This window comes from Exiguobacterium sp. SH1S21 (genome assembly GCF_004337175.1).
Classification (GTDB): Bacteria; Bacillota; Bacilli; order Exiguobacteriales; family Exiguobacteriaceae; genus Exiguobacterium; species Exiguobacterium aurantiacum_A.
In genome coordinates, this window is record NZ_SJUY01000002.1 from 165,815 (window position 1) to 191,264 (window position 25,450).

At 51.7% G+C, this 25,450-nt stretch carries 31 protein-coding genes; 2 read left to right on the forward strand and 29 right to left on the reverse strand.

What is annotated here, in order from left to right:
• Window positions 1-138: 138 nt before the first annotated feature.
• The 13 genes from gcvPB to EVJ24_RS04385 form a co-directional block, all read right to left on the reverse strand.
• Complete coding sequence (gene gcvPB / locus EVJ24_RS04325) at window positions 139-1,614, reverse strand: aminomethyl-transferring glycine dehydrogenase subunit GcvPB (RefSeq protein ID WP_131439868.1); 1,476 nt, start codon at window positions 1,612-1,614, stop codon at window positions 139-141.
• Window positions 1,614-2,951: an aminomethyl-transferring glycine dehydrogenase subunit GcvPA gene (gene gcvPA / locus EVJ24_RS04330; protein WP_131440100.1), complete on the reverse strand. Its 1,338-nt coding sequence runs from the start codon at window positions 2,949-2,951 to the stop codon at window positions 1,614-1,616. Before gcvPA ends, gcvPB begins: the two co-directional genes overlap by 1 nt.
• A gap of 25 nt (window positions 2,952-2,976) precedes the next feature.
• Window positions 2,977-4,050 carry a glycine cleavage system aminomethyltransferase GcvT gene (gene gcvT, locus EVJ24_RS04335; protein WP_070327044.1) on the reverse strand — a complete coding sequence of 358 codons (1,074 nt, stop codon included), beginning with the start codon at window positions 4,048-4,050 and terminating at the stop codon, window positions 2,977-2,979.
• A gap of 147 nt (window positions 4,051-4,197) precedes the next feature.
• Window positions 4,198-4,536 carry a hypothetical protein gene (locus EVJ24_RS04340; protein WP_131439870.1) on the reverse strand — a complete coding sequence of 113 codons (339 nt, stop codon included), beginning with the start codon at window positions 4,534-4,536 and terminating at the stop codon, window positions 4,198-4,200.
• Window positions 4,533-5,018 carry a shikimate kinase gene (locus EVJ24_RS04345; RefSeq protein WP_236637553.1) on the reverse strand — a complete coding sequence of 162 codons (486 nt, stop codon included), beginning with the start codon at window positions 5,016-5,018 and terminating at the stop codon, window positions 4,533-4,535. The genes EVJ24_RS04340 and EVJ24_RS04345 overlap by 4 nt, the downstream gene beginning before the upstream one ends.
• Window positions 5,011-5,313, reverse strand: a complete 303-nt coding sequence (locus EVJ24_RS04350) for a hypothetical protein (RefSeq protein WP_070327042.1) — start codon at window positions 5,311-5,313, stop codon at window positions 5,011-5,013. The genes EVJ24_RS04345 and EVJ24_RS04350 overlap by 8 nt, the downstream gene beginning before the upstream one ends.
• Entirely contained in the window at window positions 5,277-5,771 is a 495-nt protein-coding gene (locus EVJ24_RS04355) for a hypothetical protein (RefSeq protein WP_161568731.1), read from the reverse strand. The genes EVJ24_RS04350 and EVJ24_RS04355 overlap by 37 nt, the downstream gene beginning before the upstream one ends.
• The gene (locus tag EVJ24_RS04360; protein WP_131439876.1) at window positions 5,707-5,943 is read right to left on the reverse strand and encodes a hypothetical protein; all 237 of its coding nucleotides are present in this window, start codon (window positions 5,941-5,943) and stop codon (window positions 5,707-5,709) included. Before EVJ24_RS04360 ends, EVJ24_RS04355 begins: the two co-directional genes overlap by 65 nt.
• Window positions 5,930-6,367, reverse strand: a complete 438-nt coding sequence (locus EVJ24_RS04365) for a prepilin-type N-terminal cleavage/methylation domain-containing protein (RefSeq protein ID WP_131439878.1) — start codon at window positions 6,365-6,367, stop codon at window positions 5,930-5,932. The genes EVJ24_RS04360 and EVJ24_RS04365 overlap by 14 nt, the downstream gene beginning before the upstream one ends.
• Window positions 6,364-6,687, reverse strand: coding sequence for a prepilin-type N-terminal cleavage/methylation domain-containing protein (locus EVJ24_RS04370; RefSeq protein WP_131439879.1), 324 nt, complete (start codon window positions 6,685-6,687; stop codon window positions 6,364-6,366). Before EVJ24_RS04370 ends, EVJ24_RS04365 begins: the two co-directional genes overlap by 4 nt.
• A 14-nt stretch (window positions 6,688-6,701) precedes the next feature.
• Window positions 6,702-7,679 carry a type II secretion system F family protein gene (locus EVJ24_RS04375; RefSeq protein ID WP_131439881.1) on the reverse strand — a complete coding sequence of 326 codons (978 nt, stop codon included), beginning with the start codon at window positions 7,677-7,679 and terminating at the stop codon, window positions 6,702-6,704.
• A complete protein-coding gene (locus EVJ24_RS04380; protein ID WP_236637555.1) occupies window positions 7,649-8,467 on the reverse strand; it encodes an ATPase, T2SS/T4P/T4SS family in 819 nt (272 codons plus the stop codon). Before EVJ24_RS04380 ends, EVJ24_RS04375 begins: the two co-directional genes overlap by 31 nt.
• Before the next feature lie 59 nt (window positions 8,468-8,526).
• Complete coding sequence (locus EVJ24_RS04385; RefSeq protein ID WP_016510368.1) at window positions 8,527-8,898, reverse strand: Spx/MgsR family RNA polymerase-binding regulatory protein; 372 nt, start codon at window positions 8,896-8,898, stop codon at window positions 8,527-8,529.
• 265 nt (window positions 8,899-9,163) lie between these two features.
• On the opposite strand from EVJ24_RS04385, the gene EVJ24_RS04390 reads away from it, so the two are divergent.
• A complete protein-coding gene (locus EVJ24_RS04390) occupies window positions 9,164-9,427 on the forward strand; it encodes a DUF2626 domain-containing protein (protein ID WP_070327035.1) in 264 nt (87 codons plus the stop codon).
• A gap of 39 nt (window positions 9,428-9,466) precedes the next feature.
• Here the strand turns inward: EVJ24_RS04390 and EVJ24_RS04395 are convergent, their stop codons facing one another.
• On the reverse strand, window positions 9,467-10,087 hold the full coding sequence (locus EVJ24_RS04395) for an MBL fold metallo-hydrolase (RefSeq protein ID WP_131439887.1): 621 nt from the start codon (window positions 10,085-10,087) through the stop codon (window positions 9,467-9,469).
• A 157-nt stretch (window positions 10,088-10,244) separates the two neighbouring features.
• Here EVJ24_RS04395 and EVJ24_RS04400 point away from each other — a divergent pair, with 157 nt between their 5' ends.
• Window positions 10,245-10,424 (forward strand): DUF2759 domain-containing protein, encoded by a 180-nt coding sequence (locus EVJ24_RS04400; RefSeq protein ID WP_131439889.1) that lies wholly within the window; start codon window positions 10,245-10,247, stop codon window positions 10,422-10,424.
• A 91-nt stretch (window positions 10,425-10,515) separates the two neighbouring features.
• On the opposite strand, the gene EVJ24_RS04405 is transcribed toward EVJ24_RS04400, so the two are convergent.
• The 15 genes from EVJ24_RS04405 to pstC all read right to left on the reverse strand — a co-directional run bounded on the left by EVJ24_RS04405 (window position 10,516) and on the right by pstC (window position 25,378).
• Complete coding sequence (locus EVJ24_RS04405) at window positions 10,516-12,429, reverse strand: LTA synthase family protein (protein ID WP_131439891.1); 1,914 nt, start codon at window positions 12,427-12,429, stop codon at window positions 10,516-10,518.
• A 223-nt stretch (window positions 12,430-12,652) separates the two neighbouring features.
• Window positions 12,653-13,615, reverse strand: coding sequence for an ROK family glucokinase (locus tag EVJ24_RS04410; RefSeq protein ID WP_330857582.1), 963 nt, complete (start codon window positions 13,613-13,615; stop codon window positions 12,653-12,655).
• A gap of 93 nt (window positions 13,616-13,708) precedes the next feature.
• The gene (locus EVJ24_RS04415; RefSeq protein ID WP_070327032.1) at window positions 13,709-13,903 is read right to left on the reverse strand and encodes a YqgQ family protein; all 195 of its coding nucleotides are present in this window, start codon (window positions 13,901-13,903) and stop codon (window positions 13,709-13,711) included.
• Window positions 13,904-13,905: 2 nt separating this feature from the next.
• A complete protein-coding gene (locus tag EVJ24_RS04420; RefSeq protein WP_131439895.1) occupies window positions 13,906-14,922 on the reverse strand; it encodes a M42 family metallopeptidase in 1,017 nt (338 codons plus the stop codon).
• 15 nt (window positions 14,923-14,937) lie between these two features.
• Window positions 14,938-15,996, reverse strand: a complete 1,059-nt coding sequence (locus EVJ24_RS04425) for a rhomboid family intramembrane serine protease (protein ID WP_131439897.1) — start codon at window positions 15,994-15,996, stop codon at window positions 14,938-14,940.
• Between the two features lie 149 nt (window positions 15,997-16,145).
• Entirely contained in the window at window positions 16,146-17,102 is a 957-nt protein-coding gene (locus EVJ24_RS04430; protein WP_131439899.1) for an L-lactate dehydrogenase, read from the reverse strand.
• A gap of 169 nt (window positions 17,103-17,271) precedes the next feature.
• Complete coding sequence (locus EVJ24_RS04435; protein WP_131439901.1) at window positions 17,272-18,042, reverse strand: DUF92 domain-containing protein; 771 nt, start codon at window positions 18,040-18,042, stop codon at window positions 17,272-17,274.
• Window positions 18,021-18,575 carry a 5-formyltetrahydrofolate cyclo-ligase gene (locus tag EVJ24_RS04440; RefSeq protein ID WP_131439903.1) on the reverse strand — a complete coding sequence of 185 codons (555 nt, stop codon included), beginning with the start codon at window positions 18,573-18,575 and terminating at the stop codon, window positions 18,021-18,023. The genes EVJ24_RS04435 and EVJ24_RS04440 overlap by 22 nt, the downstream gene beginning before the upstream one ends.
• Window positions 18,576-18,631: 56 nt before the next feature.
• Window positions 18,632-18,796: a 50S ribosomal protein L33 gene (gene rpmG, locus EVJ24_RS04445; RefSeq protein ID WP_016510885.1), complete on the reverse strand. Its 165-nt coding sequence runs from the start codon at window positions 18,794-18,796 to the stop codon at window positions 18,632-18,634.
• Between the two features lie 84 nt (window positions 18,797-18,880).
• The gene (locus EVJ24_RS04450) at window positions 18,881-21,082 is read right to left on the reverse strand and encodes a 1,4-alpha-glucan branching protein domain-containing protein (RefSeq protein WP_131439905.1); all 2,202 of its coding nucleotides are present in this window, start codon (window positions 21,080-21,082) and stop codon (window positions 18,881-18,883) included.
• Window positions 21,083-21,094: 12 nt separating this feature from the next.
• Complete coding sequence (locus tag EVJ24_RS04455) at window positions 21,095-21,892, reverse strand: DUF4912 domain-containing protein (protein WP_236637556.1); 798 nt, start codon at window positions 21,890-21,892, stop codon at window positions 21,095-21,097.
• Between the two features lie 85 nt (window positions 21,893-21,977).
• On the reverse strand, window positions 21,978-22,640 hold the full coding sequence (phoU, locus tag EVJ24_RS04460; protein ID WP_131439907.1) for a phosphate signaling complex protein PhoU: 663 nt from the start codon (window positions 22,638-22,640) through the stop codon (window positions 21,978-21,980).
• A gap of 15 nt (window positions 22,641-22,655) precedes the next feature.
• A complete protein-coding gene (gene pstB / locus EVJ24_RS04465; protein ID WP_233589588.1) occupies window positions 22,656-23,417 on the reverse strand; it encodes a phosphate ABC transporter ATP-binding protein PstB in 762 nt (253 codons plus the stop codon).
• Window positions 23,418-23,520: 103 nt separating this feature from the next.
• A complete protein-coding gene (gene pstA, locus EVJ24_RS04470; RefSeq protein ID WP_131439912.1) occupies window positions 23,521-24,432 on the reverse strand; it encodes a phosphate ABC transporter permease PstA in 912 nt (303 codons plus the stop codon).
• A gap of 1 nt (window position 24,433) precedes the next feature.
• On the reverse strand, window positions 24,434-25,378 hold the full coding sequence (pstC, locus tag EVJ24_RS04475; protein WP_131439914.1) for a phosphate ABC transporter permease subunit PstC: 945 nt from the start codon (window positions 25,376-25,378) through the stop codon (window positions 24,434-24,436).
• Window positions 25,379-25,450: the final 72 nt, after the last annotated feature.

The window sequence follows — 25,450 nt, forward strand, 5'->3', positions numbered from 1 at the left end:
TGCTAGTTATATAGTTTCAAGTCTACACACTTGTTCAACTATTCACATTTAAGACATTTTTTAGTTCATACAATCGTCACAACCACTCATCTTGGCACAAATCAAAAACCCGCTCGCGAATTGTGAGCGGGTTGTGGCTTAGTTGATTGACGATGGTTGGCGTCGCTCATACTTCAATACCGGCTTACGGGCAGCGAGCGTCTCGTCGAGTCGTTTGACGACCGTCGTGTGCGGCGCCGTCTGAACGATCTCCGGATTCTCTTCTGCCTCTTTGACGATTTGGAGCATCGCGTCACAGAATGCGTCGAGCGTCTCTTTCGATTCCGTCTCGGTCGGCTCGATCATGATGCACTCCTCGACGTTGAGCGGGAAGTAGATCGTCGGCGGATGGTATCCGAAGTCGAGCAATCGTTTGGCGATGTCGAGCGTACGGACACCGAGTGCCTTTTGACGTTTACCTGACAAGACGAATTCGTGCTTGCAGTATGTGTCGTACGGCACATCGAACGCGTCCTTCAAACGGGCGAACATGTAGTTGGCGTTCAACACTGCTTCGCGTGAGACACGCGTCAGCCCTTCGGCGCCCATCGTCTTAATGTAGCTGTAGGCGCGTACGTTGATGCCGAAGTTTCCATAGAACGGTTTAATGCGTCCGATCGACTGCGGGCGATCGTAATCGAGCGTAAAACCTGAATCCGCTCTTTTTACGATCGGTGTCGGCAAGTACGGGATCAAGTCGCGCTTGACGCCGACCGGTCCCGAGCCCGGACCGCCGCCACCGTGTGGTCCTGTAAACGTCTTGTGCAAGTTCAAGTGGACGACGTCAAAGCCCATATCACCAGGACGGGCGATCCCTAGAATCGCGTTCGAGTTAGCCCCGTCGTAGTACAGTTTACCGCCTGCCTCATGGACGACTTTGGCAATTTCAAGGATGTCCGCCTCGAACAACCCGAGCGTGTTCGGGTTCGTGAGCATGAGCGCTGCCGTGTCGTCCCCGACTTTTCCTTTTAAGTCAGCGAGGTCGACAAGTCCCCGCTCATCCGATTTGACCGTGACCGCCTCGAATCCGGCGACGACGGCCGAGGCCGGGTTTGTCCCGTGCGCCGAGTCCGGGACGAGTACTTTCGTCCGATTCATATCGCCGTTATGCTGGTGGAACGCTTTGATCAACATGAGTCCGGTCCATTCCCCGTGGGCCCCGGCTGCCGGTTGGAGCGTCACTTCGTCCATCCCCGTGATTTCAGCGAGCTGGTCTTGAAGGTCGACCATCATCTCGAGCGCCCCTTGCACCGATTCGATCGGTTGGAGCGGGTGGATGTGGGCGAACCCAGGCAGACGTGCCATATCTTCGTTCACTTTCGGGTTGTATTTCATCGTACATGATCCGAGCGGATAGAAGCCGGAATCGACACCGTGGTTCCGCGTCGACAGCGACGTATAGTGACGAACGACATCTAGTTCCGACACTTCCGGCAGTTCGGCCGCCTCTTGACGAATCATCGACGCCGGTAACAGCGCCTCAATATCAACTTCTGGCACGGTCGGTGTCGGCAAGTTGTACCCGGTACGTCCGGCACGTGACACTTCAAAAATGAGCGTTTGTTCGTGTTGCATCAGTTCGTCCCCCCAACCACTTCAATAAATCCGTCAATCTCTTCTTTCGTGCGCAGTTCGGTCGCACATAGCAACATCTGTGTTTGACGATCAGCATCATACGTTCCGAGCGGCAATCCACCGATGATCCCATTTTCAAGCAAGCGGCGTGACACGGTTTCGGCATCGGTACCGAAATCGACGACGAACTCGTTGAACATCGGTCCTTCATCGATGATTGGGTAACCGGCCGACTTCAGTGCCTCTTTCATATAGTGGGCCGTTTGAATGTTGCGGACGGCCATGTCACGAATCCCATATTTCCCGAGCGCGGACATCGTGATCGAGGCGGCGAGCGCGTTGAGCGCCTGGTTCGAGCAGATGTTCGATGTCGCTTTATCGCGGCGGATATGCTGTTCCCGTGCCTGTAGCGTCAAGACAAAGCCGCGTTTCCCGTCCTCGTCGACCGTCTGACCGACGAGACGACCCGGCAGTTTACGCATGAGCGCCTTTTTGACGGCGAAGTAGCCACACGATGGACCACCGAAACTTTGCGGGATCCCGAACGGTTGGGCATCCCCGACCGTGATATCGGCCCCGAGCGCACCAGGAGACTCTAAAATACCGAGTGCGAGCGGGTTGCTCGATACGACAAAGAGCGCACCGGCATCATGGGCCGCTTTCGCGAGCGTCGCCAAGTCCTCGACGCGACCGTAGAAGTTCGGGTACTGAACGACGAGACACGAGGCGTCCGTCAAATCGACGTCCGCCAAATCCGTCACGCCGGCCGCAACATGCGTATATTCAACGGAAAGTCCCGGTCCATCCGCGTAGGTGCGGATGACGTCTTTCGCTTCCGGGTGAACAGCACCGGAGACGATGACACGTTTCTTCTTCGTATGAGCGCTCGCGAGGTAAGTCGCTTCCGCGAGTGCGGTAATGCCGTCATACATCGACGAGTTGGCGACGTCCATCCCCGTCAGTTCACAAATCATCGTCTGGAACTCGAACATCGCTTGCAGTTCACCTTGTGAAATTTCAGGTTGATACGGCGTATACGCCGTGTAAAACTCAGAACGGAGCAACATATGGTTCATGACGCTTGGCGACAAGTGGTCGTACATGCCGGCTCCTAGAAAACTCGGATGTGATTTCGTATGAAGGTTCTTCTCGGCAAGCTTTGTCATGTGGCGGACGAGATCGACTTCTGGGAGCGGAGCGCCGATGGCAGATAACGATGCCGTCTCCCGGAGCGTGGCCGGGATATCTTCAAGCAAATCTTCGATCGATTCGACACCGATCGTCTGGAGCATATCGCGTTCGTCTTGCTCGGTCATCGGTAAATAACGAAATTCCATTCTGTTCATTCTGAATCCCCCTGTATCATTTACGTTTATAGAACGGTGTCGGCACACGTTCGGCTTCTATTTGTTTGCCCCGAACTTCGACGATGAAGTTTGATTGTTCGACAAACCGGCGATCGATCCGGGCCCAAGCGATCGATTCGTTAACGGTCGGCGGCATCGTTCCCGTCGTGACGACGCCGATCGTCTCGCCGTCAAACAAGACGGGCGCACCTTGTCGGGCAATCCCGCGGCCGAGTAGCTTCAAGCCGATCAGACGGCGCGGAATATCTTCTTTTTGTTTGACGAGGGCATCTTTCCCGACGAAGTCGGTATCGAGCTTGACCGCAAAGTTCAAGTTGGCCTCGAACGGCGTCACCGTCTCGTCTAACTCATGCCCGTACAGCGGCAGACAAGCTTCAAAACGGAGCGTGTCACGTGAACCGAGCCCGCACGGCGTCACTTGTTCTGCTTCGAGCGCAGTCCAAATCTTCGCGACATCTTCGGCCCGGGCGTATACTTCGAACCCATCCTCACCTGTATAGCCACTCCGCGAGACGATTGCTGGCACACCGGCAACGTCGCCGCTCAAAAACCGGAAGAACTTGATCTCATGTAGCGGTAAGTCCGTGATTCGTCCGAGTACTGTTTCTGCAATCGGACCTTGGATCGCGATTTGACCGTACGCATCCGATTCATCGGTCACAGTGACGTCCCCTGATACGTATCGACGGACGTGGGCCACGTCTTTTTCAATATTCGAGGCGTTGACGACGAGCCAATACGCGTCTTCATCGAGACGATAGACGAGCAGGTCGTCGACGACCCCGCCGTCAGGTAAACAAAACAAATTGTATTGCGCTTGCCCGATATTCAGCTTCGAGACGTCATTCGTCACAAGACGTTGGACGTTTTCGAACGCGTCCGGACCTTCAATCCGAATTTCCCCCATGTGCGATACATCGAACATGCCAACCCGCTCCCGAACCGCTTGATGCTCTTCTTTGATTGACGAGAACATGATGGGCATCTCAAACCCCGCAAAATCCACCATCTTCGCCTTCGTAGAAATCAGGTCGTACAAAGGCGTACGTTTCAACGTTAACTTCTCCATAATATCCCCCAATCCCGAACGTAATTAATCCATTTGATGAAATATTTCGTTTTCTATTCCACTCTATCAATTTTTTGACGCGCTGCCTAGCAAAAATGGGCAAAAATAAAGAGGATTGAAAACGAAAACGTTTTCATCCTCATTATTTCATATTTCAGTCTCAGTGGAAACGCCTGAACGATCGATTCCAGCGGTCCGTTTAATTTCCTTCGCAAGGCCGACCGTTGCCTGTTTCAGTTCGAGCGACTCGTCTTTCACTTTAACCGAATAAGCCTTCATTTGCTTCACCGATGCGTTGACCGTGTCGATGTGCTGTTTGATCTCACCGACCAAGCCTTGAATCACATTCATTCGAATCGTAAACCGTTCCGTCAACCGTTTCACACGTCGCAGATCGGTCTTCATTTTGTTCCGATACAATAAAAATCCGTATCCACCTAGCCCGACGAGTGCGAGCACGATAATACCAAGATTAATCCAAATCATCTGTCTTCCTCCTTCAACCGATCTAGTTCACAAGCAATCGCTTCCGAGCTCAATGAGGCGTCGATTGTCACATCGGCGTAAGCGTAAAGCGGACGCCTGCGCTCGTATAGCGCCTCGACACTCCTTTTACCAAGTTGCACGAGCGGACGGTCCGAGTCTTTAATGCGCCCCCAACACAGTTCGAACGGCAACTCAAGGGCAACGATGCGCCCATGCCGCCGCATCCATTCGATATTTTCTGAGCGCTCGACGATTCCGCCGCCTGTCACGATATAGTCCGCATGAACGTTTCGAAGCATCGCCGTCTCTTCGGCCCGAAACGAGCTCTCACCGTGGCGGGCGAAATAAGCAGGTAAACTCATTCCAAGATGCCGTTCGAGCGCTTCATCCAAATCGATGACATGATTCGATTTTTCAAGATATCGTTTTAAGCTTGATTTACCTGTACCCATAAACCCGATGATGTAAAACGGTCTAGTCATCGAAATAAATCACCTCTTTATGCTTCTCTCCCGTCTTCAACCGAATCTCGACCTCCGTCGTACCTGGCCCGAGCGGTCGGCAGAAAATCGTACCGGTCGGTTTGACGATGATCTCTGCTTCTGTCTGGCACGAATGTTTGGCGACCATGAGATGGGATTCGAAGCGAATCGCCAAAATTTCGAGCGTCAGGCGTTCCGTGCTTCGTTCGATATCAGTATACCAAAACAAAGCTGCAGCTAATAGCCACGTCAAGAGGACTAACGTAGAGATGACGAAGAACCCGAGCGCATGCACATCACGGACTTCTCCCGAGGGCCGATCGAGTCGGTCCACTGAATCCGGTAGCCGTTTCCTAACGGTTCGACGCGATAACCATCGATTCCTCTTATAAATAACAAGTTCCCTCCCTCTTCGCCTACCATGACTAAGTTCCGATTGATCTGCTTGAGCGTCCACGTCCACGTCGTCTCATCGGGTCGAACGTACGTACCGACGAGTCTACCTTCTCGCACCTGACAGTCACGACTGTCGAACAGTTTGCGGACGATGAGTTGTGGTGTCGTGTTCACTTGACCGCGCGGTTGTTCGTAAAACGCCTCCCCGAGCGCTAAAAAGTGGACGAGTAGCCCGATGAACAAGGGGAGCAACAATAATGTGAACGTCATCTCGAGCAACGTGAAGCCACCCTCAGAGCGTCGGCAGACATATGTCTCGTTCACAAATTTCGACTTCACCGCTTGGGTCGGCCGCATCGAGCAACACCTCCCCTTGAAGCCGTTCATAAGTCCGAACCGTCGCCTCGAGACGTTCCACCCGCTCCGTACCCGCCGTAACGAACGGTGCAATCACACCGACCCATCCGATCAGGAGGGCTAGACTTAAACAAACTTCCCAAAACGTGACGCCTTGCTCATCCTCCCCCACTACGGATCACCTCCGGCTCATACGTGCCCATCCTGAACTTCAATGTGACCGTGACTTGGCCCGTGTAAAATTTCCACTGTCCGGCATACGTCGCCGCCGACTTTGAAAAAACGATTTCGCTCGTTGTCGGCAGGCTCATCTCGACACCGTCGGGAACGACGCCTGAAGTGATCGACGTCGTCCCGCACGTGATGTGATACCGCCGTTCTTTCATGTACCATCTCAAGCGCGGGACACATTTTTCATCGGCGGCCACATACGGATACTGACCGACCTCGGCGATGTCTTGGACGAGCGCCTCCGTGAAGTCGATGAGCGCGAGCCGGTCCATCGAACGGACGGTAGGCGTCGCCACTAAAAGGAGTAACGACAGGACGACGAGCACCCAAGCCATCTCGACGAGCGTATAGCCGCCTTGTCTCATTCCAGCGCCAACGCACCCGTGCTCGGCGTGTACGTGTACGTCACCGACTGACAGCTATATTCGAGCGGGGTCTCGGTCGAAGCGCGTTTGATGACGGCGAGCGATTCTGGATACGCCTTATGTTCCGCATAGTATAAATTGATTTCAGATTCGACAATCCGTACGCTCCCTTCACAGCTGACGCTATCCGCCCGTGACTTCCCGTCCGACATAGACGGGACGAGTAGCAGCAACAAGACCGAGATGATCAGTAACACTGCCGCCATTTCAACGAGTGTGAATCCTTGCTCTGCCTGACAGTCTGATTTGAGTTTTGCCACGATAATTCTCCTCCTCATAGTTGGGCCATAATTAGTTTGACCGGCAAATAAATCGTATAGAACATCATCGTCACCATGACGGTCAAGAAGCCGTACAAAAGCGGCTCCGTCTTGGCGATCAGTTGCTTCCAATACAGTTCCATCTCTTCAAAGATCAAGTCTCGATGTAACGCCATAATCAATCCGAGGTCTCCACTCACCGTCCCGACCCCGAACAAGCTGACGACTTCATGATCGAGCAGACATTCCTCTCGGGCCGCCGCCTCCAACTCGATCCCACCAGACATCCGGTCATGGATGCGCCGGGCGATTTGCGCCACTTCCCCGTCCCCCTGAGAGAGACGCTCGATGACGTGACGAACCGAAATTTGACCTTCACTCAGTAAGGACAGTTCGCTGACAAACAAATACGTGATATACAGTCGTCTTCCCCGCTCGACGAATCGGATCGGGACGGACCGGCCTCGCTTCACGACCCAATAGCCCCAGACGCCCGTCAAGACGAGCGCGACGAACAAGCCAGGGAAAAAACCTCGTGACAAGAGGATGGCGCTGATTCCGTCTAAATCTTCGACCTGCACCATCGAGAGCAATTTTGGAAAGATGTACAGCGCATAAATGGCGCCAAGCCCTAAAAGCATCGTCAAGATGACGAGCGGATACCTCGCCAGTTGTTTTAGCTCTTGCTGCAGGCCTCGACGCATCATCGATAAGGCAAGTACTTGTTCTAGACCTTCAATGAAATGATGTCCCCGTTCCGCCGTGACGAGCATGTCTCGCATGCGGGCATCCGTGACGAGTTCTGAGAACACGTCGGCGAGTGCCAGACCACTCTCGAGCTTTTGCCGCATCACACGAATCAGTTGTTTTTGCTTCCCCCGCTCATGCAACTCGAGCGTCTCGAACGTCTTTTTCAACCCGACCCCTCGTGCTTGCAGTCGCAGGAAGCGCCGGATCGTGTTCAGCTCCCTACTGGAACGGACGTCGACCATGAGCAAGTCACCTCCTCTCTCCGCTGCAACACACACCAATGGCGCGGCACCTCTACTTTGCCGATCAACTGTTCGAGACGGCGCTCACCGTCTTCGATACTCGCCGTATGAAACGTCGCGATCGTCAAATGTCCGCTCAGTGCCGCATCATGCGCGACACGCAGTTCTTCACTCGTCCGCACCTCCCCGACAACGATGATATCCGGGTCGGCTCGCAACGTTTCTTTCAACAAACGTCTATGATCCAGTCCTGCCAATACATTCACCTCGAGCTGGATCACACCCGTCAATTGCTGTTCGGGAGGGTTTTCGATCGTCACGATCCGGTGGTTCTTCAAACTTTCAAGAAAAGCATAGAGGACTGTCGTTTTTCCGGCCCCCGTCGCGCCACCGATTAAAAACAAGCCGTGCCGCAGCTCAGCCATGCCTTGAAAACGCAACACATCCACTTCAGATAACAACTCTCGAAGTTGGAACGAGACGTTCGGCAGACGCCATGACATGAGCACATCAGTAAATGACGGCAAAAACGTGACCCGGATCATTTCTTTGTTTCGATCATATATCCCGGATTGTGGAACCCGATGATCCGTTTCAGCGAGCGAACACCAATATTTCATATGTAATGTGAGCCGTTCGTAGTCTGGACGTGGTATCGTCTCAAGCTTTGTGATCGACGTCCCGTGACGCACCTGTACGATAACGGCGTCTTTGCCTGGCATGAAATGGACATCGCTCGCCTCGAGCCGTCGCGCCGTTTTAATCAATCGATCAATCACTTGTTTCATTGTCCCCACCTCATAAATGAGCATAAAAAAAAGCCCACTCTTAGGAAAGTGGACTTGTCTTATGAAACGTTTACCGAAGTCAAATCATGGCGGCGGGCATACGTCTCGATTGACGCCTTGTCATAGCCGACAATGACTTCTTTACCGTCTGTCAAAATCGGGCGTTTCAACAGCTTCGGATTTTCGCTCATCAACTTCAGCAATTCGCTCAGTTTCAATTCATCGACGTCAACGTTGAGCTGTTTGAACGCTTGACTTCTCGTTGCTAGGAGTGAATCGACTCCGTCTTCGCTAAGTGCAAGCAGCGTCAAGAGTTCGTCTACCGTCGGAGCGTCTCGGAAAATATGGCGTTCGTTCACATCAAGTTGTTGCTCTTGTAAAAACGCTTTCGTTTTTCGACACGACGTACAGCTTGGATACGTATAAAACATAAGTTCACTTGCCACTTTCAGCGCCTCCTTTTATTTGACAACCTGTTCCGTTCAATGTTTGTAAGTTGATTATACAACCTATTCCGCTTTTTGTACATAGTTTGTACAACCTTTTTTGAATTTTTGTACAACTTTATATAACATATCGATTTCACATATTTTTCACGATTATTTTGCTCAATTCACACGTTTTCATAGCATTTTTCTGAATGTGTTGGTAAAATAGTGAATGAGAATGGAATAATGTACGTATGGGGGGATTAACATGGCGAGAATGTTCCGTGTCCTAGGCTTTTGGACTGGGTTGATCGCGGCGCTGGCTTTCGTGGGCGCACTCGGTGGAGATCAAAGCAGTAGCGAACATACTGGTGACTTCGTCGTAATGGGTCTTGTCTTTTTAGCTCAAACAATTTTCTTTGTCGCACTAGGCTACTTGAAACTGACTGAAAAAACGTATGTATACGTGTTCGGCGCTTATTTGACTGTTTTCTTCGTCGTCTTCACGTATTGGAGTAACTTCCAAATGTAAAAAAAGATTGTCTCTCGTTGAGACAATCTTTTTTTATGTTCACCGTTCAAAAAATGGATTTGAACGAATTTCAGCTTCGAGTGTCGTCTTCGGTCCGTGACCTGAATAGAGCACCGTCTCGGCCGGCAATAATTGACGCATCCGATCGATCGATCCGAGGAGTGTCGATTGGTCGCCGCCGAATAGATCGGTCCGGCCGACCGATTGTTTGAAGATCAAGTCACCGCAAAAGGCAACACGTTCGCTCGGGATGTGCAATGTGACACTCCCCGGTGAATGGCCCGGCGTGTGATGTAACTCGATTGTAAACGCACCAATCTCTAGCTTCTTACTTTGATAAGTTCGTTCGGCCGGTCGCATCGATGAGTGCGGAAGATGGAATTTTGCGGCCCCGTTCTTTTCGCCGTCGGCGAGCCATGACCGCTCGGCTTCATGAACATAGACCGGCACCGGATAGCGATCGCGCAGCGCGTCGATTCCGCCGATATGGTCAAAGTGGGCATGCGTCAACAAAATGGCGTTCAATCCGCCGAAACGTTCCACCGCCTCAAAGAATTTCGGGTCGTCCGTGCCCGGGTCGACGATAACGACCGTTCCGTCTTGTTCGAGCACGTATCCGTTCTCTTGGGCAAGGCCCGATGTGATTTTTACAATATTCATCTAGAACACCTCCACAACCATTCTAAACGATATTGTGGCAAAATTGTAGCGGTGGCAACCTTTGCTCGACAGCGTGTGTTATTTCGGATAAAATAATAGTGATATTTCAGTGAAATTTTTATGAATTTCATGACGTATAATAAAGGGGGAACTCGTCATGCATTTGTATGAGCCATTTGGATGGATTTCACTCATCGTAGCATTCGTTGCACTTTGGGGGATGGCCCGTTCATTCAAAAAACGCCAATTCTTTCCACTTGCGTTTGCCGGAATCACCGTGCTTGTCTTTGGATTCTTTGGCGTCGCAACATTGATTTTCGGTGGAATCCCAGGTTAATGTTGACTTACCACGAAGACGACTGCGGTCGTCTTTTTTTATTTCACAAAAAAAGCGCTGACGTTTAACGGTCAGCGCTAGCTCTTGATTATTAGTCGGTTTGTTCTTTAAAGCGAAGCAAATCCGAATAGATCAAGTCATCGTTCATTTGCAGGATTTTTTCGGCTTCTTCCGTGACCGGTCCGCAAAGTGTCGTATCTTCAACCGCTTCTCCAGTCGTCGCATCGTAACACATCGATTGCGTCCACACGTAATCTTCCGTGACGACCGTGCCGTCTCGGAAGATGGCGCGACTATTGCGGTCTTCCGCGAACAAGTCGTTCCCGAACCCGACCAAGTCCGACGTATCGATGCCGAGCAAGTGCAGGAGCGTCGGCTTCATGTCGATATGACTTCCGATCGTCTCATGGACTTCACCTGCTTTTTGGCCCGGCAAATGGATAGCGAACGGCACTTGTTGAAGTTTCGCCACATCGTACGGCGTCAGTTCTTCTTTGCCGAGTAGTTCAGCTAACGCGTTGTTATGGTTTGTCGAAATACCGTAATGGTCACCGTACACGACGAAAATCGTATCTTCCCACATCCCGTTCTGTTTCAGTTCGTCGATGAACAGGCCAAGCGCATAATCTTGGTAAGCGAGCGCTTGCGGGAAGTTGTTAAGCGTCGTCGAGTTCGTCTCGAATTTCGGTACGAGTTCGTAATCCTCGCTCGGCATCGTATACGGGAAATGGTTCGTGAGCGTGATGAACTTCGCATAGAACGGCTGCGGGAGTTCCTCGAGCATCGGAATCGATTGTTCAAAGAAACTATCGTCCAACAAGCCCCACTCTGTCATATCCTCAGGATTCCCAAGATCGTAGCTCTTCTCATCAAAGAACATGTCGACACCGGTGTTCTTATACATCAAATCGCGGTTCCAAAACGATTTGTTGTTCGCATGGAACACGGCCGAATAATAGTTCTCTTCTTTAATCAGTTCAGGAAGAGCTTGGTACTCATTATCAGCGTTCGTGAAGTAAACGGCACCACGCGGCAAGCCATACAGCGAATTATCGAGGGCGAACTCGGCGTCTGACGTTTTCCCTTGCCCGACCGTATGGTAATAGTTTGGCCAGTAATGGGACTCTTCGATCAATTTGTTCAAGTTCGGCGTGATATACTCGCCGTTCGCGGCTTTCATATTGTGTGTGAAGTTTTGGGCCGACTCGAACGAGACGACGACCACGTTTTTACCTTTATACTTTCCGAACAAGTCCGGATTCGGCGCCGCATAGTTTTGGCGCGTATACTTTTCAATCTTGGCTAGCTCCGAGCCATCGGCCATCGCTTTCTGCGCGGACGTCTTCGTTTGAAGCATCGCGTCATAGACGTGGAAGTTGAACGTCCCGATGTTTTTGACGAGCAGCTCACGGTCGAACGAACGCGTCAACAGTTCAGGGCGTTCCGTTTCAGCAAGCGACAAGTTGAACAAGAACACGGCGACAGCTGCCACGAACGTGATGAGCGCCCGGCGATGAGACGCGGCGGTTTGCAGTGTATTGATCTTCCATAGTACGAACGGCAAGACAAGCACGTCCCCAAGAATGATCAAGTCTTTCCATTCAAGCAGTGACGTGAAAGAAGTAGACAACGTCTCCATGTTCGACGGTTGCAAAATGACAGGCATCGTCAAGTAGTCTGTAAACTCGCGGTAGTAGACAGCGTCCGCGAACAACAGGAACGAGGCGACCGCATAAAGGGTGTACAGCACCCACTTTTGCTTATTTCCTTTAAAGAAGAAACTAAAAGCGAACAAGAACAAGGTCGAGCTGATCGGACTGATCAACAAGATGAACGCTTGAGCTGTGTTTTCAATCGGGATGTCAAAGAAAAATTGGTAAACTACGTACGTCTTCGTCCAAAGTAATAAACTAAATATCCAAAATAACCGATATTCTTGAAACGAAGCGCGGACCGTTTCATTCAGTCGCATAGTCAGCTTCGATAAGCTTTGAGATGACTTCATCTGACGGCCTCCTCCTCTTTTCAGTTTTAAGACGTCCTCAAACAGGATGCGCCATGAATAAGTTCAATAACATGTAGTTGGCTTGTTATCTATTTCACTAACGGTAACAGCCCAGTATCAAGTCCAAATCTTACCCCTTTTTTAACAAAAAATCAACCACACCTTTACAATTCCCTTTGTACGTCAAAAGCACACATGCGAGATCGCATGTGTGCTTTACAGGTTAGACTCTAGTCGGTAAAAAATGTTTTCGTGCCAGCCAAGCGCAGCCGATGACCCCGGCATCATTCTCGAGTTCGGCAATTTTGAACGTCGTCGACGTATATACCCGCTCAAGGGCAAACCGCTTAAATTGTTCATCGAGCGGCTCGAGCAAAGCTTGTCTCGCTTTTGAGACACCGCCGCCGATCACGATTATTTTAGGGTTCAACGTGTTGGCGATGTTTGAAATCGTCAACCCGAGATATTCCGTCATCTCTTCGACGACCTCTGTCGCGACCTCGTCTTTCGCTTCATAGGCTTCAAATACATCGCGAGCCGTCACTTCACCTAACTCGTTCAATGACGTCGTTCTCCCTTTACGCTTTTGTAAGGCGAGACGGGCGATACCGGTTGCTGAGGCGATCGTCTCGATGCAGCCTGTGCGCCCACATCCACACATGACCGCTTTCGCCTCGTCGCGCTCGACCGTGATATGTCCGATCTCACCAGCCATGCCAGAAGCCCCATGGACGATGTTCCCGTTCGTGATGACACCGCCGCCGACACCCGTACCGAGTGTGATCGCGAGTAGTTCAGACGCACCTTCACCGGCGCCTTTCCACATCTCACCGAGCGCGGCCGCGTTTGCGTCATTCTCGAGCACGGCCGGCAATCCGACTGCTTTCTCGAATTCGCCGACGAGCTCAAAGTTCTTCCACCCGATGTTCGGCGAGTATTCGACGACACCTTCTGAGAAGTTGATGAAGCCTGGAGCTCCGATTCCCGCACCCGCAAAATCTTGCTTCGCTTTTCCAGATTGCTGAAGGTACGCTTCAAACGAGGCGGCGATATCAGTCGGGATATGTACCCCATTATCACGGATGTCCGTCTTGATCTCCCACTTGTCTGAAATGATCCCGTTCATGTCCAGGACGGCCATTTTCACCGTCGTCCCACCGATGTCGATTCCTAATAACCACTTCATGCATTCCACTCCTCGTCTCAAATAAATCGCTTTCATCCAATAGTCTACACTATAAAACCTCTTGTGCAAACATTTGCACAAGAGGTTTTTCTGTCAATCTATTGAATTTTTTAGTTCATGCGTCAGAATAATTTTCGCCGTGTCATACTCGCGCTGTTCGATCATGCCACCGGCGTTCAATTCGTCTAACTCCATCATCATGAGACCGATCTCGGCGTCACGCTCTCCGATGTAAATAATCGTGCCAAACGATTTTAAGAACTGTTGCACGTCATAAAAGTTTCTCATTATTATTCCTCCATCGCGGTCAATACGTAGCGATATAGCAACGCTCGTGTCGCCTCGAGCGATGTTTGGTGCGTCCTCTCATAGCTGTGGCTCGACTCGATCCCAGGACCAATGAGCGCATGCCTTACGTCATAGCCGGCCCGGATCGCAGCTGATGCGTCCGAACCGTAGAACGGATAAATGTCGACTTTGAACGGAATGTCGTGGTCGCGGCAAAGCTTTGTGAACTGACGACGCAACTCGAGATCGTACGGTCCTGAAGAATCTTTGGCACAGATCGATACCGTGTACTCGTCCGAGTGTTGCCCGTCCCCGAGCGCCCCCATATCGACTGCGATGTACTCGTCAACTTCGTCCGGGATCCCGGCGTTCCCACCAAAACCGACCTCTTCATAGTTCGAAATTAAATAATAGACTGTATGCGGTAAGTCCGCTTTGACCAAGTCACGCGCCAAATCGAGCAGGATGGCGACTGACGCCTTGTCGTCAAGATGACGCGATTTAATATAACCCGTCTCCGTCTGTTTGAAACGGGGATCGAACGAGATGAAGTCCCCGACTTCGATTCCTAACGCTCGGACGTCGTCCGCCGTATGAACGTCGGCATCGAGACGTACTTCAATGTTCGCCGCCGTCCGCTCGGCACTGTTCGTGTCTTTATAGACGTGCACACTCGATTGATGGACGAGGATCGTCCCGTCCACCGCCTCGCCCGCTTCGCGATGGACGAGACAGTTCTCACCTTCGATCGCGGTCCAGGCGTAACCGCCGACTTGTGTCAGCCGCAAGCGCCCGCTCGGCAACACTTCCTTCACCATCGCACCGAGCGTATCGACGTGGGCGGTCAAAAGACGGGCCGGCCCGCTTTGGCCAGGAAACTTGGCCAACAATGCACCTTTTCTCAACCGGCTCGTCTCAATCCCTAGATCCGTGAGCTCACGTTCGACGTAACTGACTGCTTCGTGCGTCATTCCAGAAGGACTCGGAATCTCTACTAATCGTTTTAACGTATCAATCATGTTGTTACTCCTTTGTCATCGATGATATCCGAGCCAGTATAGTGTCCCGGTCAATAAAACTGCCAGCGCCGTGAACAACAGGCGCCATTTTTTTGTCGTCTCGTCAGGTAATCCGACCACGCCCGCCATCAAAAATCCACCGATGAGGCCACCGGCATGGGCCGAGTGGTCCAAGCTGGCACCGAGGACGAAGGCGAGCCCTACGTTTAATCCTAACATAATAAACAGCGGTGGGCCGAGTGTCTTCATGAACAGCGAGCGGTCACGCAGTCCGAAATAGAGCAGTGCGCCGACGAGACCGAACAATGCGCCGGACGCCCCGGCCGAGATCGCCTCACTGAACGCGTAAGAGGCGGTCGACGCGATGACGCCCGCCAACAGATAGATCGTCAAGAACCTCGGTGACCCATACATGCGTTCGACGAGCGGGCCGAGCGACCAGAGCGCGAACATGTTGATCGCAAAATGAAACCAACCGATATGAAGGAACATCGGTGTGACGAGGCGCCACCATTCGCCTTCATCGATGAGCGGATTGACTTTGGCGCCGAATCGGATGAGCGTGTTCGGATCGAGCGTCGAGCCGAATGATTCGGCGAGCCACATGACGACAAACGTCAACATCATGAGCGCATAGACGAATTTAGGTTCACCGAATGAGAATCGCTTCTTCAGTTCGGCTTTTCGCTGTTTATCGAGTGCGAGCGCGAGCGGCCGAAACCGGGCCTCATCTTGGTCATCGCCACACGAATGCCTATCGAGTCTCACCTTGGCCGCGACTTGGAACGACAACGTCTCAAGTCGCTCCTCATCGACGAGCGCGTCGCCGTATATATGAACGTGAAGCTTCGCACGCCCGAGTCGTGCGAGTCGGAACGAGCTCATGACCGCCTCGATCTCGATCGCGACATGGTTCGCCCACGCCTTATCTGTCTTTATGTACAGGTGATAGAGGTCTCCAGCTTTCGTGTCGAACAATAGCAGCGCGCGCGAAGGCTCGAGTATCCCTTCGACCCGACCGCCTGCCTCGACCGCATGGTAAATGTCTTCCCAAAAACATCCCGATTGCGTCAACTGAATCCCCTCCTTTCCTTCTGTCTTAATTGTAATCCAATTCGATCATGACGACAAAAGTTGGCGCTTTCTGAATCTGTCCGGCATCCGTGGCAACACATCAAAAAACGTAGCCGGCATACGCCGACTACGTCTATATCGCAAATATATTATAAAACAGGTTGCATCGTTTTCAACAACACGTCTGCCGAATGGAGCATTTTCTGCTTCTCTTCTTCTGATAACTCGATTTCGACGACTTGACGCACGCCTTGGCGGTTGATGATTGCCGGCACACCGATATGAATATCGTTCAAGCCGTACTCTCCGTCCAAGTAGGCACCGACCGTGAGCAGCGTGTTCTCGTTACGGAGCACCGCTTTGACGAGACGAAGCAAGCCGAGACCAATCGCATAGTAAGTCGCGCCTTTACGTTCGATGATGTGGTACGCAGCGTCACGAACGTTGACGTAGATATCTTCAAGATCTTCCCACGTATACTCGTCGTTTTCTTCGAGCAACTGTTCGACCGATTTGCCGTAAATCCGGGCGTTGCTCCACGCTGCGAACTCGGTATCGCCATGCTCACCCATGATGTAAGCGTGGCAGTTGCGCGGATCGACGTTGAAGTAATCACCTAGCATGTAGCGGAGGCGTGACGTATCGAGTACAGTCCCTGATCCGAAGACGCGATGTTTCGGAAGACCAGAGTATTTCCAAGCTAAGTGTGTCATGATATCGACCGGGTTTGACGCGACGATGATAATACCGTCGAAGCCAGAGGCCATGATGTCAGTGATCATCGCTTTCATGATTTTCGCATTTTTCTCAACGAGGTCGAGACGTGTCTCACCTGGTTTTTGAGGAGCGCCGGCCGTGATGACGACGATATCTGCAGCACCGCAGTCCGTGTAATCTCCAGCCCAGACGCGCATCGGCGACGAAGCGAACGAGACGCCGTGGTTCAAGTCCATCGCTTCGCCTTCTGCTTTCGCCTTGTTGATGTCGATGATGACGAGTTCTTCACATAGGCTCGCTGTCGTCAATTGATACGCGAAGCTTGCACCGACCGCTCCGGCCCCGACGAGAGCGACCCGTGTTACTTTTGCATGATTTAATGTTTCCATGTTGTTTTTCCACCCTTCAAACAATCTGTTTCATGTTTTTGCTTTGTCTGTCACACCTAGATTGTAACATCATTCACAAACAGTCAATACAAGAGAAACCGTTTTCAGTTTGGCAATATTGTGACAAAATTCACATTCGTTTGAAACATCCTCATTCTCTGTATTACCCTTATGCGAAAACAAGAAAACCAATCGCTGCCGCGGAGGCGATCGCCAAGAAGTTAACGGCGTCGTTGCCGAGAAAGCGCCATCCAGATACATAGTCGGTCGCTTCGCCGTGATGCAGCTTTTTCTCCGTCAGTTTTTGGCACGTCCGACAGCGATACTTCCGTTGCACGGTCGCACCGAGCAACGTATCGACGACGCTGCCGCTCAGCCCGAGCGCAATCAATAGAAATAGCGTGCCCATCGTTATATTTAAGAACGGGAGCGATGCCAAGACGATGATCGTCGCACCGGCGACAGACATGAGCGTACCGAACGGTGACACCCCACCGCTCGTCCCCGGTTCAACTTCACGCAATGTCAAAATTGAGCGCGGTCGGCGCGATGCGAGAACGCCGAACTCGGACCCCCACGTGTCACTCGTCGCCGCCGCGATTGAAACGACGTAAGCGAATAGCCACGCCTCGTTCGAAGTCATCGCCATTCCGACGGCGGTGAGCATGGCGATTCCTCCGTTCGCAAGCACTTGCACAAAGTCACGCGGTCCGGATTTTTCGACGATGTCATCGACCGATGCTTTGTCGCGGGCGCGATATTTTGAAGCGAGCGAGGACGTCGAAAAGAACACACCGAGCAAGTACAGCCCGAACCAGCCAAAACCAAACCCGATGACCGTCCCTGTCACGATCGTCAAGATCGCCCCAGAGAACGTCAACGACTGGAGACGATATCCGGCCAGTGCAACTAGACAAGTTACGAGGACGATTGAGAGCATCGAATCATTTCCCTTTCTGTCACGATCAGTTCGACAGGTATGTCGTGTGGTTCGATCGGTATTTCGTCGAGCACTTGTACGTCGTAGGCGAGAGCGATTGTCGCACCGCGATATGTCGCTAAGAAACGGTCGTAATAACCCCCGCCCCAACCGATCCGATATCCAGAACGGTCAAAGACACGGCCTGGGACGATACAGACATCAATGTCGAGGTCGGTTTCCGCGGTCGTCGGCTCGAGAATACCCATTACCCCCGGCTCGAGGTCGCTGAACGTCCTGATTTCGTGGAACGTGAGCCCCTGTTCCGTTACTTTCGGCACCAACACCGATTTTCCTGCTTTTAAAGCTGTATCGATGAGCGGACGCGTATTCACTTCAAGGTCGAGTGACAATGTGAGTGCGACCGTATACGCTTGTTGCCACTCAGGGAGCGACGCCACGGTATGTAAGATCGCTTCATCACGCTCGTCACGATCGGTGAGCGCGCGAATATTCACATGAACCGCTTTTCGGAGCTCTTGTTTAGCTGTCATTTGTTATTCCTCCTGTCGAAAAAAAAGGCCGCCACATGAGTGACGGCCGGTCTCAATTATTTCACTTCGCGGTAAAGCGTGTGACGACGGAGACGTGGGTTGTATTTGCGCAATTCGAGGCGCTCTGGGTTGTTACGTTTGTTTTTCTTCGTGATGTACGTGCGATCGCCTGTTTCTGTGCAAGCTAGTGTGATTTTAACGCGCATATCTTTCACTCCCATCTTACTAATGTTGTATCAAGTGCTTTTGCTTTACAGTCTAAGCATACTCAATTATCCTACCAAGTTTTTTTTGAAAAAGCAAGGTTATTTCACGTTCTTTTTCAAACGTTTCTGCTCGTACGGTGACGCGTCGAGCGGTAGGCACGTTTTTACGTTATCGCCGATCACATACCGCGTCGCGAGCTCCTCGATCGAGAGCTGTTCACCGACATAAACCGTATCAGCTTCCGAGAGGACGCCGTTCTCAATGCGATGAATCGCATCGAACAGGCCACCGTGCCCGTGCGGGTTGCGGGTCGTTTCAAATGACAACATAGTTGAGTATAACGGAACATCTAGTGACTTCGCAAGTGAACGTGCAGCTGGAATCGTCATCCAATCAAAATGATGGACCGCTTTGAAGTTGACCATCGTCTGTAACTGTTGGACGAGTTTCACGTAGGCAACGTTCTGAGCAGCGATTTGGTTCATGACATGCTCTAGAAACGGACTCGTGAGTGGGACCCGGTACACGTGCACGCGATTGTGACGCTCGTATTCAGGCAATCCTTCACTGTGCGGCGTGAGGACGTAAACGGTCTCCCCGTCAGCTGCTCGTGCCTCGACTTCAGCGACGACGCGGTGACCGAGGTCACCCACGATATTGCCTGTATATTCTGGCGTGAGGACGAGAATGACCTCACCTTCTTCGCCACGCTCCTGCGTCACATAATAGTCGTGCGGAGATAGGAACGTATCGATATCAATGTCCACGTCGTCTAAGAACGGATAGACCGTGTAGTGCTCGTCTAGCAAGCGATCCGATAGCTTGCCTTCGTAGAGAGCCGTCTCGAGTTCGGCAAACAGACGGGTATGTTCCCGGAAACGTTCGGCGGCGTATTGCGCCGTCGTCTGGCCATCCAAGATAAACGCCCAATCGCTCGAGACTGAGAGCACATAATGACGAATGAGCTGTCTCAAAGCCCGGTCGGCGAGTGGCGAAGTGTTCCGATAGTCAGCCACGTCTTTGACGAGTTGCGTCTCCATCGTGTGCAAATGTCTGAGCATCCATTCGTTGCGTTCGTTGATCCAAACATCGCCGTAACCTTTCCGGCCCCACGTGTTCATCGAAACTTGTACTGTTTGCAGGTCTTGGAAATGACGCTCGAGGAAGAGTGCCGGCGTGATCGTCTCAATCCCGTACGCCTCTAGTCGCTCTGCGACTTGCCCTAAAAATTCAGGGCCCTCAAACCACCAATGGCCGAACAGTTCGGCGTCAAACGGTGCCGTGACGAGGAACGGCGGGAACGTTTGTCCACCGTGCGCTTCTAAATGTGCCGCGAGCGTCTCGGCGAAATCGGTCGCGTGATTATCGATTTGATGTTCGGCCCATCCGCGGACGTAAAAGTCTTTTTCGTCGCTGTCTCCCGTGATGCGATGCATCTTCAGACCTGTGTCGAAGCGGATGCCCTCTGGATGCATGAACGCTTGAATGTATTCCCAGTCCCGGTCGTAGGCGAGATCGCGATAAAACTCGCGATAATCCGGATGCCCCGGATAACCGATCATCGAACTCCAAATCTTCCCGGAGATGATTTGATCACGTGGGAACAAAGCGACTCCGTGCGGCGAATAGACAGGCGCACCGATGCCTTTGTCCGGCGTCGGGTCGGCTTCGAGCAACGCGTGCTCATCGACGAACGTGTAGCGAATCCCTTCCTCATAGAGGATGCGGTCGACTCCTGGCGTATACGCACATTCCGGTAACCAAATGCCGGTCGGACGGAAGCCGTAATGCCGCTCGAAGCAGTTCAATCCAGTCCGAATCTCGGCCCGTGCCGCCTGATCGGTGAACAGATGCGGGTTGAAACCGTGTGTCGCCGTACATGTGACCATATCGATGAAGCCTTGCTCACGATATGTACGGAACGCATGGTTCAAATTTTTCTCCCAATGGAGGAACGTATTCTTCAAGTCTTGATAACGGCGTTCGTAAAAATGAAGCGTCTCGACTTCTTGTTCGCTCCGACCCTCAGCCAGTTCGATTGAGATCAGTTCAAGCATCTCATCTAAATGCCCAAGATAGCGATCTTGGACGAGTGGGTCGGCGAGCATTTCGACGACGGGCGGAGAGATACTGACCGTCCAATGCAGGGGCCGTTGAAGTCGATCGACCTGCCACAGAATCGGGATGTATGTCTCCGAGATGGCTTCATATACCCAGCGCTCTTCTAGCCGGTGTTTCTCTTCATGCCTCACGTACGGAAGATGGGCATGTAGGACGAGTGAAAAATAACCTGGTTTCATAGTGTGTCCTCCTCAGCGTACGCAGCGGTATGCAGAATATTTTGGTAACGTATCGAGTAGTTCTGGTGACTCGACTTCACCGAATTGCCAACGTCTGACCGGTTCGGCAAAACGTCCGACTCCTGCCGGTTCGTTCCGCGGCGTATCAATCGGCATCGAGGCGACGAGCGGAAGAAATTCGCCTTCCATCGTCCGAATCCCGAATTCGAAGACGTACGTCGTGTTCGGGTCAAGCGGACGGACGAACCAACTGTTCGTCATTTCCGGCAACTCGAACGTATAAGACCGGTTCGCATGACCAGATGTGTAATCGAGCAGGGTGATGTCTAAGATGCGGAACGCCTTCGGCAAATCTTCCCACGGCCGCATGAACTGCATCGTCAGCGTCTCTTTCACAGCGTCTGACACTTCCCAAAAAACATAGACCGCGTTCGGGGATTGGACGACTGCGTGCATGAGGTCGACATCGTAGCGGTCTGGAAGCTTCCAAAAACCGTCTGGACCTGTTTCAAGGAGCGGTGACTGCTTTGGCTCTTCGTGATGGAGTGTCGAGGCGACTTGCCCCACTGTTGGAGCTTCTTTCTCGTTTCGTTTCATTCTATCCTTCCCTTCATTAGAAGATTTTTTAGGAGCGGTTGTCGGCTTGGTGACCTCACCGTTCTGGGAACGCCATTTACGCCATGCGTACTGGACTTTTCCGACTGGCATGTCTAATTGTTCTGCAATCTGTTTTAACGTAAGCCCTTGTTGTTTCAAGGATACGATTTTTTCTTCCATTTGTGTCTGGCTCCCTTCCAAAAAAAAATCCATATGCTCTACGTATTCGTTCTTTTTCCGTGAATTCCTGCACAAAAAAAGTAAAGAACAACAGACCTGTTGTTCTTTACCACTTTTATCACTGATTTAAATCATAATGCTTCCCTTTTTCGAGAAAAATCAAATGTTCCCCGAAATTGGTCACATGGTCGCCCATCCGCTCGAGATAGCGGGCGATGTTTGCAAACTCATAGACATCGTTCGTTCCGACCGTCATCGTCGGCAGACTTCCGATATATTGCTTGATCGCCTGTAAGTTGAGATCATCGATGACTTTGTCCATCTCATTCAACTCACGGACCCGGCTGGCTTCACCTTTACGATAGGCACGGGTTGCGAGTTCAAGCATATCGATCAACTGTTCGGCCATCTGCTTGAGCGGCTTAATGTCAAGCAAGTACGGGACGTGCTCGATTCGCGTCACGGCTTTGGCGATGTTCGTCGCGTAATCCGCGATCCGTTCAAGATCGGTCGCGGACTTCATCGTCACGATCAAGCGACGAAGATCGGTCGCGACCGGTTGTTGTTTGGCAATCAAGAGAATCGCCTGGTCGTTGATTTCAAGTTCGAGGTCGTCTAGTTCGTTATCATTGTCGATCACCGTCTGGGCGAGCGTGAGGTCTCGTTTCTCAAGTACCTCGATCGCCGTCGCCGTCTGGCGCATCGTCAAGTTCGCCAAGCGAACGACTTTCTCTTCTAGTTCGTGTAATTTAACATCAAAAAATGTGCGATTTTGTGCCATAGTAATCTCCCCCTCTTAACCGAACCGGCCAGAAATGTAATCTTCAGTCCGCTTGTCAGTTGGATTCGAGAAGATTTTATCGGTTGCGTCGAACTCGACGACTTCACCGTTCAAGAAGAACGCCGTCTTGTCAGACACACGTGCTGCTTGCTGCATATTGTGCGTGACGATGATGATCGAATATTGTTCTTTCAACTCTTGGACGAGCTCTTCGACTTTAAGTGTCGAGATCGGGTCAAGCGCCGACGTCGGCTCGTCCATAAGAATGACATCTGGTTCAATCGCAAGTGTCCGGGCGATGCAAAGGCGCTGTTGCTGACCACCCGAGAGACCATAGGCGTTCTCGTTCAAGCGATCTTTCACTTCTTCCCAAATCGCAGCACCGCGCAGTGAGCGTTCGACGATCTCGTCGAGCACTTTTTTGTTTTTGATTCCGTGCGTGCGCGGTCCGTACGCGACGTTGTCGTACACGGATTTCGGGAACGGGTTTGGCTGCTGGAATACCATCCCGACCGACGTGCGGAGGTCTTCGACTCTATAGTCACGATCAAAAATGTTACGGCCGTGGTAAAGAATCTCCCCGTTCGTGCGCACCGTCGGGACGAGTTCGACCATCCGATTCAACGTCTTGATAAACGTCGACTTCCCACAACCAGACGGACCGATGATGGCCGTCACTTCATTTTTCTTAATGTCGAGATTGACGTCGATCAACGCTTGATCGTCGCCGTACCATAAGTTCAAGTTGTTCACGACATAGGCGCTGTCTTTTTGCATCACGGTCTCGTTCGGTTGGGTCGTCGTTGTATTCACGTTGTGATCTCCTTTAAGCTCTGTTTGTTTCATCATCTCGAGAGTCCTCCTCGTTTACTGCTGCGACTTAATGTCGATTTGTATATTTGTTACGGATATAGATTGCGACCGAGTTCATCGTGATGAGCACTGTCATCAAGACGATGATACCGGCAGCGGCAAGGTTTTGGAATTCTGCTTGTGGACGGCTTGTCCAGTTGTAAATTTGAATCGGGAGTGCTGTGAAGTCAGAGAGCACGTTGCTCGGTGTTGTCGAGATGAACGTTGCCGCTCCAATCATGATGAGCGGTGCCGTCTCGCCGATGGCCCGGGATACGGCCAAGATGATCCCGGTAATGATCCCTGGAATGGCTGACGGTAACACGACGTTGAACGTCGTTTGCCATTTTGAGGCACCCATTGCGAGTGACGCGTGACGCAGCTCCATCTTAACGGACCGTAACGCTTCTTGTGACGCGACGATGACAATCGGCAAACTCATCAGACCGAGCGTCAGCGCACCAGTCATGACCGAACTGCCAAGTCCGGCCGTTCGGACGAAGAACGTCAATCCGAGCAAACCGAACACGATTGACGGGACACCCGCCAAGTTCGAGATGTTCACTTCGATAAACGATGTGAGCCGGTTTTTAGGTGCGTACTCTTCCAAATAAATCGCAGCACCGACACCGACGATAAACACCATCGGCACAATCATAACCATAAGCCAAAGCGTCCCGATCAAAGCCGGATAAAGACCGGCCTGTTCGGCACGGCGTGACGGGAAGTTACGGAGGAAGTCGAGATTGACCCATCCGCCACCTTTTGAAATCACGTCATAAATAAGCGTCGATAAAACAAGCAAGGCGAAGACGAGCCCCGCTAAAAAGATGTATTTAAATACTTCATTCAATCGTAGGCGACTTTTAATCCGTCGCGATACGGTCTCATGGTCAATATAGTTCTTCGTATTCTTGAACTCACTGTTCGGTAAAGCCATATTAGTACTCCTCTCTGAAGCGGCGCGTCACCCAGTTCGCGAACAAGTTCATCACGAGCGTAAAGATGAATAGAAGCGCACCGACCGCATAGATACTGTAGTATTCGATTGTCCCGTAACCAGCGTCACCTTTGGCGATCTGGACGATATACGCCGTCATCGTTTGGATCGCATTGAGCGGGTTGAACTCGAAGTTCGGTTGCGACCCACCCGCGATTGTGACGATCATCGTCTCACCGATCGCTCGACTCATCCCTAGGACGATCGAAGCGATGATCCCTGAGAGCGCGGCCGGCATGACGACTTTGAGGGCGACTTCTAAACGTGTCGCTCCAAGGCCGAGTGCCCCGTCCCGAATCTTTTTCGGAACGGCACTCATCGCATCTTCCGAAATCGACGCGATCATCGGGATGATCATGATACCGACGACGATTCCTGGACTGAGGGCGTTATAGATCTTCAACCCTGGAATGAGCGACTGTAAGATCGGTGTGACGAATGACAAGGCGAAGAACCCGAAGACGATTGTCGGAACGCCGGCTAGGACTTCAAGAATCGGCTTGAGAATCGTCCGAGCCCGTTCAGACGCGTACTCGCTCAAATAAATGGCCGACGCGAGTCCGAGTGGTACCGCCACGATCATCGCGATGAGTGTGATTTGGAGTGTGCCCATGACGAGTGCCCAAACACCGAAACTCGGGTCCGCACTGAGCGGGTACCATTCGGTCGAGCCGATGAAATCGCGTACCGGGACTTTTTCAAAGAACTTGAACAGTTCGAAACCGAGCGTCAAAGCAATCCCAATCGTCGTGACGACCGAGACAAATGCGCTCAAGAATAATAAGAACGGCATGACTTTATCAAACACGTTCGTCGTACTATATTTTTTTTGCTTATTCGCGTTAATCATCTCTCGAATCGAGAACTCTTTTTTTGATTCGTTCATCTCGTTTATCGCTCCCTACCTCTTCATACTAGAAAGCATGGCGAGAAGGCGAGAGACCCTCTCACCTTCTGC